Annotated in this window: 15 protein-coding genes and 1 pseudogene; 6 read left to right on the top strand and 10 right to left on the bottom strand. The window is 37.2% G+C overall.

Going from position 1 to position 14,756, the window contains the following annotated elements:
• Positions 1–3: 3 nt before the first annotated feature.
• The 3 genes from G5W_RS0114470 to G5W_RS22890 form a co-directional block, all read right to left on the bottom strand.
• Complete coding sequence (locus G5W_RS0114470) at positions 4–783, bottom strand: TerC family protein (RefSeq protein WP_010097761.1); 780 nt, start codon at positions 781–783, stop codon at positions 4–6.
• Between the two features lie 375 nt (positions 784–1,158).
• Positions 1,159–2,412, bottom strand: a complete 1,254-nt coding sequence (locus G5W_RS0114460; RefSeq protein WP_010097757.1) for a hypothetical protein — start codon at positions 2,410–2,412, stop codon at positions 1,159–1,161.
• 317 nt (positions 2,413–2,729) lie between these two features.
• Complete coding sequence (locus G5W_RS22890) at positions 2,730–3,572, bottom strand: N-acetylmuramoyl-L-alanine amidase family protein (protein WP_010097756.1); 843 nt, start codon at positions 3,570–3,572, stop codon at positions 2,730–2,732.
• A 174-nt stretch (positions 3,573–3,746) separates the two neighbouring features.
• Here G5W_RS22890 and G5W_RS0114450 point away from each other — a divergent pair, with 174 nt between their 5' ends.
• Complete coding sequence (locus G5W_RS0114450; RefSeq protein ID WP_010097755.1) at positions 3,747–4,523, top strand: 3-hydroxybutyrate dehydrogenase; 777 nt, start codon at positions 3,747–3,749, stop codon at positions 4,521–4,523.
• Between the two features lie 62 nt (positions 4,524–4,585).
• Here G5W_RS0114450 and G5W_RS0114445 read toward each other — a convergent pair whose 3' ends face one another.
• The 6 genes from G5W_RS0114445 to G5W_RS0114420 are packed head-to-tail and all read right to left on the bottom strand — an operon-like array spanning position 4,586 to position 9,495.
• Positions 4,586–5,812 carry an ABC transporter permease gene (locus G5W_RS0114445; protein WP_010097754.1) on the bottom strand — a complete coding sequence of 409 codons (1,227 nt, stop codon included), beginning with the start codon at positions 5,810–5,812 and terminating at the stop codon, positions 4,586–4,588.
• Entirely contained in the window at positions 5,805–6,737 is a 933-nt protein-coding gene (locus G5W_RS0114440; protein ID WP_010097753.1) for an ABC transporter ATP-binding protein, read from the bottom strand. The genes G5W_RS0114445 and G5W_RS0114440 overlap by 8 nt, the downstream gene beginning before the upstream one ends.
• A complete protein-coding gene (locus G5W_RS0114435) occupies positions 6,715–7,608 on the bottom strand; it encodes an ABC transporter ATP-binding protein (RefSeq protein WP_010097750.1) in 894 nt (297 codons plus the stop codon). The genes G5W_RS0114440 and G5W_RS0114435 overlap by 23 nt, the downstream gene beginning before the upstream one ends.
• Before the next feature lies 1 nt (position 7,609).
• Positions 7,610–8,011 (bottom strand): GntR family transcriptional regulator, encoded by a 402-nt coding sequence (locus G5W_RS0114430; protein ID WP_010097749.1) that lies wholly within the window; start codon positions 8,009–8,011, stop codon positions 7,610–7,612.
• A gap of 17 nt (positions 8,012–8,028) precedes the next feature.
• Entirely contained in the window at positions 8,029–8,754 is a 726-nt protein-coding gene (locus G5W_RS0114425; RefSeq protein ID WP_010097747.1) for a hypothetical protein, read from the bottom strand.
• A 12-nt stretch (positions 8,755–8,766) separates the two neighbouring features.
• Positions 8,767–9,495 (bottom strand): hypothetical protein, encoded by a 729-nt coding sequence (locus tag G5W_RS0114420; RefSeq protein WP_010097743.1) that lies wholly within the window; start codon positions 9,493–9,495, stop codon positions 8,767–8,769.
• Positions 9,496–9,781: 286 nt separating this feature from the next.
• Here G5W_RS0114420 and G5W_RS0114415 point away from each other — a divergent pair, with 286 nt between their 5' ends.
• Complete coding sequence (locus G5W_RS0114415) at positions 9,782–10,288, top strand: DoxX family protein (RefSeq protein WP_010097741.1); 507 nt, start codon at positions 9,782–9,784, stop codon at positions 10,286–10,288.
• 49 nt (positions 10,289–10,337) lie between these two features.
• Here the strand turns inward: G5W_RS0114415 and G5W_RS22355 are convergent.
• A pseudogene (locus G5W_RS22355) lies at positions 10,338–10,720 on the bottom strand (PH domain-containing protein).
• A gap of 105 nt (positions 10,721–10,825) precedes the next feature.
• On the opposite strand from G5W_RS22355, the gene G5W_RS0114405 reads away from it, so the two are divergent.
• From G5W_RS0114405 to pdxA, 4 genes are all read left to right on the top strand, one after another.
• Positions 10,826–11,428 carry a superoxide dismutase family protein gene (locus G5W_RS0114405; protein ID WP_010097739.1) on the top strand — a complete coding sequence of 201 codons (603 nt, stop codon included), beginning with the start codon at positions 10,826–10,828 and terminating at the stop codon, positions 11,426–11,428.
• A 181-nt stretch (positions 11,429–11,609) separates the two neighbouring features.
• Positions 11,610–12,359 carry a DeoR/GlpR family DNA-binding transcription regulator gene (locus G5W_RS0114400; protein ID WP_010097738.1) on the top strand — a complete coding sequence of 250 codons (750 nt, stop codon included), beginning with the start codon at positions 11,610–11,612 and terminating at the stop codon, positions 12,357–12,359.
• Positions 12,360–12,377: 18 nt separating this feature from the next.
• The gene (locus G5W_RS0114395; protein ID WP_010097737.1) at positions 12,378–13,676 is read left to right on the top strand and encodes a four-carbon acid sugar kinase family protein; all 1,299 of its coding nucleotides are present in this window, start codon (positions 12,378–12,380) and stop codon (positions 13,674–13,676) included.
• Positions 13,673–14,689 carry a 4-hydroxythreonine-4-phosphate dehydrogenase PdxA gene (pdxA, locus tag G5W_RS0114390; RefSeq protein WP_010097736.1) on the top strand — a complete coding sequence of 339 codons (1,017 nt, stop codon included), beginning with the start codon at positions 13,673–13,675 and terminating at the stop codon, positions 14,687–14,689. The genes G5W_RS0114395 and pdxA overlap by 4 nt, the downstream gene beginning before the upstream one ends.
• Positions 14,690–14,756: the final 67 nt, after the last annotated feature.

The raw sequence follows: 14,756 nt of genomic DNA, 5'->3' as shown, positions 1-14,756 counted from the left end.
TATTTAAGAAGATGAACCTTCTTGATCTTTGTTTCCTGTTTTACCAGATGCAAACCATCCGATTACAGCAATTCCTAATAATACTACCCAGAATGCAACTGTCCAACCAGTACTATGTGGGAAGTCATGTGGTAAGATATTTACTTTATCATGACTTAGGGTAATAACAGCAAGCTTAACCCCAACCCAAGCAACAATTAAATAAGCTGTGGTTTCAAGTCCAGGTCTTTTATCTAATAATGTAACAAACCAACCAGCAGCGAATTTAATTAAAACTAATCCGGCAATACCAGCAAGAACTACAATGAAGAATTGACCTGTATCCATTCCACCAAAGTGACCTAGACCTGTTTCAGGTAATACGATTGCAAGCGCAACTGCAGCTAAGATAGAGTCAATTGCAAAGGCTAAGTCAGCTAAACCAATCTTAGCAACTGTTGGCCAGAACCCTTTACCAGCAGATTCTTCCTCTAACTCATCTTTATCGCCCTTCTTAGAGCCAAAGGTGTCTTGGATGACATGTTTCAATCCTAAATAAATTAAATATGCAGCACCGATTGCTTGAACCTGCCATACATTAGCAATAAACGAAATAGCAAATAGTGCGGCGAAGCGGAAAGCAAAGGCCATTAAAATACCGTAATTTATTGCTCTCTTTTTCTGATCTTCAGGCAAGTGCTTTGCAATAACTGCTAGGACAAGCGCGTTGTCAGCAGACAAGATACCTTCCAACCCAATAAGGATTAATAGGGTCCAGGCATACTCTAACCAAATTGATTCCATTCATTTTTCTCCCTTCAAATTTGAAAAATTGACGTTAGCCAGGCTATTAAATAAGGCAATTTGCCATAAAAAATAGAGGCTTTCCCCATTTGACATGGTAAAGGCCCCTAAAAAAAGATAGACCTTTACCACATCGGCAAAGGTCTTGCTAACAACACCGTAAAGTTGCCAGATATGCCGAGAGTATACAAGATACTCTGAAATGACGACATAACTGTTAAAGCTACTCCCCTTTGAAATTATATATTAATTTAATCATTATTTTGTTTTCATGTCAATAGTTTGTCTTTGCAACGGGTGAGTGCCCTTACCTAAGTATAGTTTGATTCGATTTACTTGTTTTATACGAAGACGTGTTAAAAGTAATTTATGGTATTACAATTCAAAGATTTTTATCAATTCTCCTGAAACCGCATCGACGACATCATCACACACGATTCTACCACAGAGTTGATAGGTGTCTGAATGGGATTCCTTCACATAAACAGGGGTGAGCTCTATGCTGCTCTGTAACTTTTCGAATGCTTCCACCTTAGCAATTTTAGCCTGCTCGGGTTCCTTAAAGGGTCTAAACATATCCAGTATAAATTTGTTATCCCAATAATTAACGGTAGTAAAGTTATCTCGTTGAATAATGAGCTTTAATTTTCGCTGAATAGAACGGTATTTTTCTCCGATAAGCTCGCATATGATGTAGTTTTTCTCAGGATACATACCAGTTACGGTCCATTTCCCTGATTCATCGGGAAAGAGATTACTCACTACTTTGGTAACTTCCTCTAAGCAATTTTGTAATTCTATCTCCGTAATTGGGGCTGGTTCGCCTCTGTTTTCAAGTGCTTCTTCATAACTAACCTCAGTAGAGAAATCATAATCTTCTGTTGTAAATGTCTCGAGGTGTGGTTTATCCCATTCCACGGTTATATGTAATTGATGGAACTTATCTAATTGATATAGATTTTCAGGTAATATTAATTTCGTACGATCATTCTTGATATAAAACGTTTTAACCTGCCAAAGGTTTAACCACGTTTGATTCTCCTCATCTGGTGTTTCAACCAATGTTAGGTGATCCATAATGGTATCAATTATATCCTCTGTTGTTAAGGAAAAAGGCTCCCAATCGACTTCTTCTTCAGTTGGAAAAATACCATCAATTGAAAACTGTGTCAGCTGGCCTTGCTCGTTAAATATTAAATCGATGGCACCAGTTGGGGCTACCTCCATATTATCAATCGTTGCTTGGAAGCTAACCTCGTTTTCATATTCATGTACTAGTTTAAATTGTTTCCCGAACATCATTCCTGTCTCTTCTTCAATCCAATCAATAATTTGGTCCATGTCTTGTTGAGGGAATATGCCTTCTGTTGCATTGGAAACATTGTTTAAGAATGTAATTTGTTTTAAATCTTTTGTATGTAGATTCATATCGATTATGGCTGTGCCTGATGGGTTATATTCTCCCTCTTTTATTTCCTGTTCGGATGGTAGGAATTCAAGGGATAAAATATAGTCAGTTTTATTCGAAACATTTGTTTCTGCATAAATGTGGTGATTATGTAATACATAATGGTCTAATCCATACTTTTTTTGGATGTCATCAACAATATCTTGAATAGTTTGGCTCATTCGATTACCTCTCTTTAACGTGTTTTCTGCCATCATTATAACAAAGCTTTAGGAAATATAAAAAAATACTAGTTAATCGGGATAATCTATATATGAAGAGAATGTGGTTGAGGTGCAAGTAGTTGTTAGCGTTGGACTTGAACGAGAAGATTGCAAAGCATCGGCGGTTAGATCTACTATATCAGCTATTATTCAGATATATCAGCGGGTGGCCATAAGATATCAGCGAATATCATGATTTATCAGCGAAAACATATCATATATCAGCGAAATATAGTTTGGGGGCGGTGGGACAAAACCTGTCCCCCTGTCCCCGCTTATTTCATGAAGTATTCGATTAGTCCTATGGTTATTCCTCGTGCGACATTGTCTTGGTAGGTTTGGGATTGTATGGTTGCTAGTTCTGTTGTGTTGGTGATAAACCCTAGTTCAATTAAGATAGCGGGGTGTTTGTTATCACGTAACACACGATAATTATCCTGAATGACACCGCGATTTCGCAGGGAAACTTCTTCTGAGAGCCTCTTTTGGACAATGTTGGCTAGCCTACGACCATTTTTATAATAATACGTATTGATTCCTCCAACATAGTCAGCAGAATAGGCATTGAAATGAATACTAATAAAGGCATCTACTTCATGTTGATTACTGATTAATACACGATTCTTTAACGAAACGAAGCTGTCGTCAGCTCTCGTTAGAATCACATTACCACCAGATTCACGGATTTTTTCGGCAATAATTAAGGAAGTTTCTAATATTAGCTCCTTTTCCATTATCCCATTTTGGCCAATCGCGCCAGGATCCTTTCCACCATGACCGGGGTCGATTACAATGGTGTAACCAGCTAATAACCCATTTGGGAAGAAAACTTCTTGTTCTTCTTTTTGAAGTGGTGATAGGTATTGTGAGGACACCCATACCGCCTTGCCTTTAAAGTATGTCTGAACCCAACCAGAATCTTCCTGGAATATTCTCACTTTACTTCCTCTATTGAGCTTACCAATAATATCCGCCTCAGGAGATGGAGCGCTCCGTACAATTAAATAGTCAGCGTTTACTTCAAACGTCTGTCCAGATTTGGCGTTGGTAGTGGAATCGGTTAGTACAAAGCTGAGTAAGAAAGTAAGGAAAAGGGTATTAATTCGAAGGTAGTTCATATTTTTCTCCTTAAAAGAAAGTATTCCAATGTAAGATTTTCCTAAAATACAATTTTTTAAACAAACTATTATCAAGTAATTTTAGCAGGGATGTACTAACCGTTGTCGAATTAATAAGATAGGAATTTATTACATAAATAACACATAAATGAGTATGGAAATGGAGGGAGAAAAATGGTTCTTGACAAAATAATATTTATAACAGGTGCAGCAAGTGGCATTGGGTTTGCGATAGGAAAGGAATTTGCAAAACAAGGAGCAAAAGTGGTCCTCACAGATATCAATACAGATAAGTTAACAGAAGCTGTATCAAGTCTAAAAGAAGAAGGCAATGATGTGATAGGGATGGAGTGTGATGTGCTACGTGAAGAACAAATTGTGAATGCTCTAAATCAAACGGTTGAAAGATATGGGCGTCTAGATGTGTTAATAAATAATGCAGGTATGCAATTCGTTTCACCAATAGAGGAGTTCCCAACAGAAGTATTTGAGAAGATGATAAATATGATGTTAGTTGCCCCGTTTATCACAACCAAACATATTCTACCTACTATGAAGAAACATAAATCAGGAAGAATAATCAATATGGCTTCTATTAATGGGTTGATTGGTTTTGCTGGCAAGGCTGCGTATAACAGTGCCAAACATGGGTTGATTGGATTAACAAAGGTCTCAGCATTGGAAGCTGCTGAACATGGAATAACGGTTAATGCGATTTGTCCTGGTTATGTCGATACAGTACTAGTACGGAATCAACTACAGGATCTTGCTAGAACGAAAGGTGTTGCATTAGAAAGAGTGTTAGAAGAAGTAATCTACCCACTTGTACCACAAAAAAGATTGTTAGATGTAGAAGAAATAGCAAATTATGTACTTTTCCTTTCCAGTGATCAAGCAAGAGGTGTAACAGGACAAGCAGTGGTACTTGACGGAGGGTATACAGCACAGTAGCAATCAATATAAATATGCCTAACCGCCATAAGGGGGGTTAGGCACATCATGTTTAATCAACTTTACGAACGGATCCACTTCCAGATTTCACCTGGAGTAGCATTCTTACCATACATTAAAATCCCGACCTTAAATATTTTTCCTGCTAACTTCATAAATAGCAAGATACTAACGATTAGTACAGCAACTGCAATAGCAATCTCGACCCATGGCCACTCTTCTAATACCGTTAATCGCATAATGAGAACCCCAGGTGATGTAAATGGAATATAAGATGCAACTTTCGCAATGATTCCACTCGGGTCGCCTAAAACAGGACCAATTAACGCAAACGATAGGAATGGTAGCATCATGACTAAACCTTGGAAGTTACCACTAGTAGACATATCAGCCATTGTAGCACCGATACCAACGAAAATGGCAGCGAATAATAAGTACCCTAGTACGGCAATTAATACTAGTAATAATGTTTCCGGTACAAGCAAGTACTCTATTATCGGTTCATCAATTTTTGTTACTGCAAATGGTATAACAAATACTAATAAAACGACTACTTGGATGATTCCAAGAACAAAATATCCAATGATTTTACCATTCATTAACTCTCCAGGCGTCACAGAAGATAGGATGATTTCTGCAATTTTATCTTTTTTCTCTTGGGAAGCACTTTGGAAAATCATCATACCTGTAATGACTATAGCAAATAAGATTACTCCAGCAAATAGTCCTGGTACAAGCTTCTCAAGTGGATTTTCTTCGATGGTAGACTGTTCACCTGACGCATGATAATCCTCAGCACTTGTTTCCTCAAATACCACACCACTTGAAATGATTGCTATTTCTTCATCTGTTAGATTAAGTTGTGCGATTCTAACCTGTTGTAACGGGTTTGCTAGAAGTTGGACACTAGTACTAAAGCTAGAATCAATCTCATCTGTTGTATAAACTGGAATGACTCCATTTTCCATGGATTCTTCATTAAGGAAAATATAAGCTGTGTTCTCGCCATTTTCTAATTCATCTTGGATGGCATCTTCCGCCAATTTAGTTTGGTGGATTTCCCATTCGAGGTCATATTGCGCAACGGTTTCCGCTAACATATCATAAATCTCTAGTTGATCATTTACAAAGACTGTTGTTTCTTCTGGTTCATCATCAGAGTCAAATAAACTTCCTAAAAATCCAAATCCAAGGATCAGAAGTGGTGTTAAGAAAAGCCCAATTACAAATGATTTATTTTTCAAGTTTCGCTTAATTTCCCATTTAGCTATTTTCATGGAATTACGCATTTGAATCACCTGCCTCTTGAATTAAGTTTTTATTCGTTGCGATATCGATAAATATTTCATGAAGAGATATACGGTTAATCTTTAATTCCTGAACATTTATCGAATCAGGTAAGCTCTTAAGCCAACTGGTAGGATTGACAGCTTGGTCTAAGTAAAGGACAGTGGTTTCGTCTTTTTCCTCTACTCGTTGAACCATTGGAATAGCTTCTAAATCAGCAAGGTTATTCTTACCTCGGATAGTACATTTAAAATTAGCATACTTTGTTTTTACTTCGTCTAACGTTCCATAGATAACCTTTTGTCCGTTTTGAATCATAAATAACCGATCACACATTTCTTCTACTAGATTCATTTGGTGAGAGGATAGTAGAATGGCAGTGCCTTTGTCAGCTAAACTACGAATCTCTTCTTTAAATAATTCCTGACTAACCGGATCAAGACCAGAAAAAGGTTCATCTAAGATTAATAGCTCTGGTTCATGAAGGATGGAGCCGATAAACTGTACTTTCTGTCCCATCCCCTTTGATAGTTCTTCAATAGAGACCTTTTCTTTTCCCTCTAAATCAAATTTCTTGAGGTACATCAGGATGCGTTCCTTCGCCTTATCTTGTGGATAATCTTTCAAGTCTGCAAGATAAAGAAGGATATCCATAACTTTTACGTTTTTGTATAATCCGCGTTCTTCGGGTAAATAGCCAATCTTATTTCGAGGTATTTCCTTCCCTTGATGATTATGGAATTTGATTGATCCTGAGTCTGGATACATGATTCCCATAATATTACGGATGGTAGTAGATTTTCCTGCTCCGTTAGGGCCTAATATGGCCATGATTTCCCCTTTTCTTACTTCAAAGGATATTCCCTTTAATGCTTTTTTGTCTTTAAAGGATTTTTCAAGATTATCAACTGTTAACATGACTTCCATGCTGACTTCCTCCTATAGTATTATTTTTGGATAATAAAAGGGTGATGACATCTTCTATTTCCAAAGAACTTCGATTAGTCCACCTGATGTTATGTTCGACTAAATATGCTTCCGTCTCCTCAGGATTACTAGAAATAAGAACTCCATCTTCTCGAGAGACTTCTCCAGGAATGTTGTTTGGCGCTTTACTGGACAACCAATAACGGGCATAGTTTTCAACCAGCTCTTCTTTTTCAAAGTGACCAATTTTTTTCCCGTTATGTAATACGTATAAGTAATCGGAAAGTTTCCTAATATCATCAATTTGATGACTAGAAATGATAATGGAACGATTACCAGGCTCCATCCAATCGACTAATAAATCAATTAATAGCTTTTTAGAAGGTATATCCATATAGGAGGTCGGCTCATCTAAGATTAATAGAGAAGCATTCCTAGGAATAGTAAGAGCTAGGTTTAGCTTTTGTTGAACACCTTGTGATAATTTCCCAAATTTTTTGTGAAGCGGAATGTCAAAAATCTCAACTATCTTTTGAAATTGCTTGTCGTCCCAATTAGGGTAAAGAGGTGCGATGAGATTCTTTAAGGTATAACCAGTAAACGGATCCCAACCAATTATTTTTTGGGGCTGGTAGGCTACAAGCTCTTTCCAACTTTCATTATCACCATGGACTAACGTGTTATGAACTTTAATATTACCTTTATCTGGTTTAACTAGGTTCATGATTAACTTTAACAACGTACTTTTTCCAGATCCGTTATTTCCTACTAATGCGGTAATGGTTCCTTGCTCAATAGATAGGTCTAGTGGTCCTAGATGAAAGTCATCAATTGTTTTCTCTAAGTCTCGGATATATAGAATTGGATTCATCTTAGTTATCTCCTTTCTTACTTTCATAACTCTCTAATATTTCAAGGAATATTTCTTTTACCTGTTGTACGCTATAATCAAAGCTAAGTGATGTTTGCACTGCGTTTTCCAATATGTTGTGAACAGACGTTACCTTGACATCTTGTTTTAAATCCTCCGAAACATCAGCTACAAATGTTCCTTTTCCTTGGAGTGTTTTAATAAATCCTTGTACTTCTAAGTCCTGATAAGCTCTTCTTGTTGTAATGATACTGATTTCGAGATCCTTAGATAGCACTCGAATAGAAGGAAGTGGTGTACCTGCGGCTAAATGTCCACCGGCAATTAAAGCCTTAAATTGATTGACAATTTGGTGATAAATAGGCTCTCTTGAATCCTTTGAAATCCGTATTGGTAGTTCCAAAGCTAACACTCCTTCCTCTATTGGAAATCTGCTTGTTTAATTAGTTTAAGCATTTTATTCTTCCAGTAGTAATATCCAATGATTGCTGCAAATATCGAAATAACAGCTGAAATGATAGGCCATTTTATGGCAAAGATAATCGTCCATTCGACTATTCCATAGGTAAAGTAGAATGGGAATACGATTATGATTACAACGATTGCACCTAATAATAATAATGAGAGGATGGTGTTTAGCACACTGCTTTTCATTTTATAGCCAACCTCTATTGGTAAGGAGCTAAATCCAAAGTAAATTCCAAACGAAAGCCATATAATTGCAAATGATAGATAAGAAATAAGGTCCAGTTCAGTCCGAATTTCTGGACTGAACGAATATAGAATCACAAACATATACAGTTGAAATGGAAATGATCCTAAGAAATAAAAGATAATAGATTTTAGTACGATAATATTTCTCTTGATAGGAAGTTGCAAATTCATAATGGTTAAAGGAGATGCCCAGACATCACCATTTGGCTTCTGTATTTGTAACTCCTTAGGTCTGAACCAAAGAGGGCCAAAGATAAACAGCATAACGAAAAATATATCCAAACCAGCAAAGCGGTTTTTTTGAGCATCTATTCCAAAAATAAACAAGATGGTATATAACGTGTAGAATAGAAAAATCCAAAAGTAACTTATCCTTAAGATTTTTAATTCTGGCTTCATGATTTGTAATGCACGTTTAATATCTTTTTGCATGTTGTTATCCTCCTAACTATACATAATTGTTCGAAGTGTCTTAAGCATCTTATACTTCCAATATCGATAGCCTATAAAAGCTAACATAATAGAAACAGTCGCAGAGAATAGGGGAGATTCTTTCGCAAACATAATGGTCCAATAGACAATTCCATTTTCAAATAACACATACTCAAACGATAGTCCTAAAAACACAAGGGCTACTATTACCGTTATTACAATGCTAAATCCTGAATTAGTGGTCCAAAATCCTCTCGCTCCAATCGATAATCTCGGAATGATATACCCCATATAAAATGAAAAGGATAACCACATGGTTGCAAAAGAAATATAGGATCCAATGGTCAAGATATCTTGAAGTGGTGTCATAACATATAAACCAGATAAACATATTAGAAGGATAGGTAATGTATAAACGCTATGTATCAATATTCTTCCTTTAGTGATAACATCGTGTTGAATTGGAAGTTGTTTTTGTAAAAGGACTATCGGTGAAACTAAGAAGTTCCCCTGTAAATGCTGTGTTTCAAAGCGTTTAGGTTTCGGGAATAAAGGAGAAGCACCGAAAACTAATAGGAATAATAGGTCAAACAATATCGTTCCGTTGTCTAAGTAAGAAGGCATTTCTTTTATAAAAAATGCAAAAAAAACAATGGTAGCCAAATAGGTAAATAAAATTGAAACCATGGATTCTTTTATTTCCCATTTATTTAGTTGGTAAGCTATTAACCAGTTCTTCATGATGTACCTCCTTTTTGTTGGTGTTATAGTGTGTATGTATATATGCACAGTATAACGGTGGATATTTTGTCTGTCAAGATGGAAAATAAAAATGGTTACCAGTCGTGATAGATTAGCCTTTTAAACGCTGTTCACAATTTCGTAATAGATATTGTGAAATAATGCACATGATAGTATTTACATATTTCGATTCACATGCTATTATCAAAGTGTAGTAAGAAACAAACACACAATATATTGTGAAACAATGATCAAGTGAAAATAGTATATAAGGAGATGGATTTCTATGTTGAACTTCATTCGTGAAAATAAAGTAGTTGCAGGATTTCTAGCAGTCATTCGTATTTATATTGGTTATGCTTGGATTACAGCAGGTATTGGTAAGATTACTGGTGGCGGTTTCGATGCAAGTGGATTTATTCAAGGTGCAATAGCAAGTGCAGGAGGAGATCATCCAGCAGTACAAGGCTGGTGGGCAACATTTCTCGAAACAGTTGCACTACCAAATGCTGAACTATTTAGCTTTATGGTAATGTGGGGGGAAGTATTAGTAGGATTAGCCCTTATCCTAGGTATCTTTACTAACTTTGCAGCATTAATGGGTATGACGATGAATTTTGCCTTCCTATTCAGTGGAACAGTAAGCACAAATGCTCAAATGGTATTACTAACAGTGTTCTTAGTAGTTGCAGGTTACAATGCAGGTCGATTTGGATTAGATAGATGGGTAATCCCATTCCTTAAAAATCATACACCAATCGGTAAGCAGAATAAAAAAGTTGCTGTAGCTTAAATCAAATAAAGAGCTGGTCAACCTTCTGGTGACCAGCTCTAATATTTAATTAAGTTTCACTACATACATAATCTGCTAACACACGTTGAACCTTATAGATATTTAATTGTTTTGTAAAGTTTTTTGGATTGGTTGATTTGAACCAGAAATCCAAATTTTAAGCTCAGCCTCTAGGTCAAATGTTCCTGCAGTCTCAACCGAAAAATGGGTAATGTTTTTATAAGGGATAGAATGATAATCGATTTTCTTTCCAGTCATACCTTGCTTATTCACTAATAGTAACCTTTTATTGGAGAAAATGATTAAATCACGTATTAACTTATAAGCATGTTCAACTCTTTCATTATCCGATAGTAAATCCTTTACTTCCTTCTCTGCTTCGCTGCTTTTTATCTCTGATGCATTTCCCATCATATTATCTAAAAATCCCACAATTATTCCCTCCTGAAGCGGTGATTTTCTTCCTATATTCTATGTTTAAGGCAACCTGTTCATGTAAAGAATGTAAATGATTAACATTCATCAGGAGGAATGAACATGAAAAAAGAATGGCTAACTGCAGTGGTTGCGATTTCTGCGATTGCACTACTTGCTTTATTTGGATTACCTGGGGGAGATTCAAAAAAGGAAAGTACAGTAGAGAAAGAGGATTCTAGTGTTCCGGTAAACGCATCAATGGAAGAAGGAGGTAAATCACTATTAGTCACAATGATTAATACCAAAGGGGAGACCATAGGCGAGGCGAGATTAGAACAAAAACCTGATGGGGTAGAAATTAATCTGGATGCATCAAAACTACCTCAAGGAATCCACGGCTTCCATATCCATGAAAATGGTTCATGTGATATCCCGACCTTCGAGTCAGCTGGTGGACATTTTAATCCAACAAATGCGAAACATGGATTTGATGTGCCGGGTGGACCGCATGCGGGTGATTTACCAAATATCCAAGTGAAAGCGTATGGGAATGTGTCAACATCTGTATTGGCTGAAATGGTAACATTGGAAAAAGGAAAGGATAATTCCTTACTAAAAGAAGGTGGGACAGCACTAATCATCCATTCAAAAGCTGATGATTATAAATCACAGCCTGCAGGAAATGCAGGTGAACGAATTGCTTGTGGAGTTATTGCTGAATAATAGTTGAAAATCTAGACTCTTTGGGTAGAGAACTCAGAGAGTCTTATTTTTTGTTACTTTATTACATAAAATGATAAAAAATAACAAAATACTGTTGACATTTCTGTTATAAATGAACATAATAAGAATATAAATAACACAAACTGTTCAAAGTTAACATTTAGATAAAGGACTGTTAAATATGCAACCGTCAGAAAGAAGAAGTTGGGTATTACAGAAGATACAGGTTGAGGGAAAGGTGGAGATTGATCAGTTATCAGCTGAATTGGATGTCTCTCCTATGACGATTAGACGAGACTTGGATCTTTTAGAAGAAGAAGGAAAGGTTATACGAGTACATGGTGGGGCAGTAGGAACAAAACCGCTCATAACGGAAACTCCTTTCTTTGCGAAGGAAAGTCGCAATACCGATCAGAAAAGATTCATAGCCAAAAAGGCATTGTCCTATGTAAAAGATGGGCAGACGATACTGCTTGATTCTGGAACAACGACTCTAGAGCTTGCCAGATTACTAAAGTCTCATAGTAACCTAACTATTATTACGAATGACATTAAAATTGCTGCCGAATTAGTGGATAGTAAGTTAAAGGTGATCATTACGGGTGGAGAATTACAAAATGATGTTGGTGCTCTTTTTGGTCCGCAAACCCATCACTTCCTAAAAAATATCCATGTGGACATCTTTTTCTTAGGTGCACATGCAATCCATCATGAAACAGGTATAACGTCACCAACCTTTGAGAAGTCTTTAGTTAAACAACTTATGATGGATGCTGCAGAAAGAACACTGTTACTTGCTGATTCGAGTAAAATAGGTGAACGCGCTTTTTCCAAGGTATGTGATCTAAGTGATCTTTCTGGTTTTATAACAGATGAAGATATTCCTGCAGAAGACAGAATGAAGCTAGCAGAGAGTATTGAAATACTATAACTACTGAGGTGAAACATCATGAAAGTTGGGGTATTTGCAGATGATTTAACAGGTGCTAATGCTACGGGAGTCCGTTTAAGCAAGCAAGGTTTTACATCAGCTACTGTTGTGTTTAACGACAATATTCCCGATATGAAGGAATTGAGTGCTATTTGTATCGATACGGACTCCAGATATGCATCAGATTCCGTCGTAGTCAATAGGCTTAAAAGTGCATCTGAAAAGTTCCGAAATTGGGGAGCTGAAATAATTTGCAAACGAATAGATAGCACAGTTCGAGGTAAGATTGGTCTGGAAATTGACACGGTATTGGATGAATTCGGAGAGGGAAGCGTAGCGGTTGTGGTAGCTTCATTTCCTGATTCCGGAAGAGTATGCTCTGGAGGGTACTTGCTAGTCGAAGGAGTCCCTGTACAAGAAACAGATGTAGCACAGGATCCAGTTATGCCGATCACGCAATCCTACGTGCCTGCAATAATTGCTGAACAGAGCAAGTATGATGTTGTACATGTTGGGCTAGATGTGGTACTGACTGGTGTTAATAAGCTTAAAACTACATTTGAAGAGCATATCAACGGAGGGAAAAGAGTAATTGTTGTAGATGCAGTAACAGATGAAGATATTGAAGAAATTGCAGCTGCAATGGCATTAATTCAAGGCACCCGCTTGATACCTACTGACCCAGGTCCATTAACAGCTGCTTACTCGAGAGCCTATTCACATCAGCTAAAGGAACAAAGTAAAGTCATCGTAACCGTTGGAAGTGTGACAAATCTTTCAGGGCATCAGCTTAGATATTTGCGAGATAAAACAAATTCCACACCAGTTTATGTTTCTGCAGAGAAATTAGCAACCATGGAGGATAGCTGGGAGGAAGAAGTTGAACGAGCAGTAAGAGTGGCTTTAGAGCGTATTCAAAAAGACGACGTTCTTATCATTACTACACATAAGGATAGTAATGAACGGGTCGACTTGAAGAATAAAGCAGAGGAAGAAAAAACTACACAAGATGCTTTAGCTAAGCGAATCACGGATGGATTAGCGAAGATTACTAGACTAGTAATGGAACAGACTGACTATAAGATTCAAGGCTGTTTTACAAGTGGTGGTGATGTGACGGCATCCCTTTGTGCACTAAGTATGGCTTCTGGTATCAAATTAGAAGATGAAGTGTTGCCACTAGCGGCATATGGAACGTTAATAGGTGGCTATTTCCCAGGTTTACCGATTGTAACAAAAGGCGGTATGGTAGGGGATAAAAAGTCGATATATGCAAGTGTAAAATATCTAAAAACAAAAAGGAGTGCAGCACGATGACACAAGTAAGAGAAATTATTGCAATTCCAATGGGAGATCCAGCAGGAATAGGTCCAGAGATTACAGCAAAGGCATTAGCTAATAAGGAAATTTATGCTATGTGTAAGCCTGTTGTAGTAGGCGATGCCAATGTATTCACAAAAGCAATTGAGATTGTGGAGAAGGATTTAAAAGTTAACGTAATCGCAACACCAGAAGAAGGTAAATATGAGTTTGGTACGGTTGACTTAATCGATCTAGGCAACATTGATATGGATAAATTGGAGTACGGTGTCGTACAGGCTCAATGTGGTAAAGCTGCATTTGAATATATTGAAACATCTGTAAACCTTGCGAAAGAAGGTAAAGTAAAGGCATTAGCTACCACACCAATTAATAAAGAATCACTAAAGGCAGCAGGGGTTCCGTATATCGGACATACTGAGATGCTCGAATCACTAACGAATACGAAAGATCCATTAACGATGTTTGAAGTACGTAACATGCGCATCTTCTTCTTAACACGCCATTTATCCTTAAAGGATGCAATTGCGGAAATGACGAAAGAACGTGTGCGTGATTATTTAAACCGTGTTGATAAAGCAATGCAGAGACTAGGCTTGGAAAACCGTAAAATCGCAGTTGCAGGTTTAAACCCGCATAGTGGTGAGGGTGGATTATTTGGAATGGAAGAAGTGGAGGAAATTCGTCCAGGTATCGAAGCTGCGATTCAAGATGGAATTGATGCTGTAGGACCAGTGCCGGCTGACTCTGTCTTCTACCACGCATTAAATGGGAAATTTGATGCCGTGCTATCGCTATATCATGATCAAGGTCATATTGCAGCGAAAATGACAGACTTCCATAGAACGATTTCGATTACAAATGGACTTCCGTTCTTAAGAACATCTGTTGACCACGGTACTGCTTTTGATATTGCCGGTAAGAATATTGCGGCTAGTATAAGTATGGAAGAGTGCATTAAGCTTGCGGCACAGTATGCACCAAGATTTACTTCAGAAACAATGGAGTAAAGTGTACTGAACGATTTTCTAACTGGGAATGTAGTCATTCCCAGTTAATAAATAGATTTAATGAAAG

Origin of the sequence: Ornithinibacillus scapharcae TW25, from assembly GCF_000190475.1 — a bacterium.
GTDB lineage: Bacteria > Bacillota > Bacilli > Bacillales > Amphibacillaceae > Ornithinibacillus > Ornithinibacillus scapharcae.
Note: the sequence above shows the minus strand (reverse complement) of the source record. Positions and strands in the feature narration are given on the sequence as shown.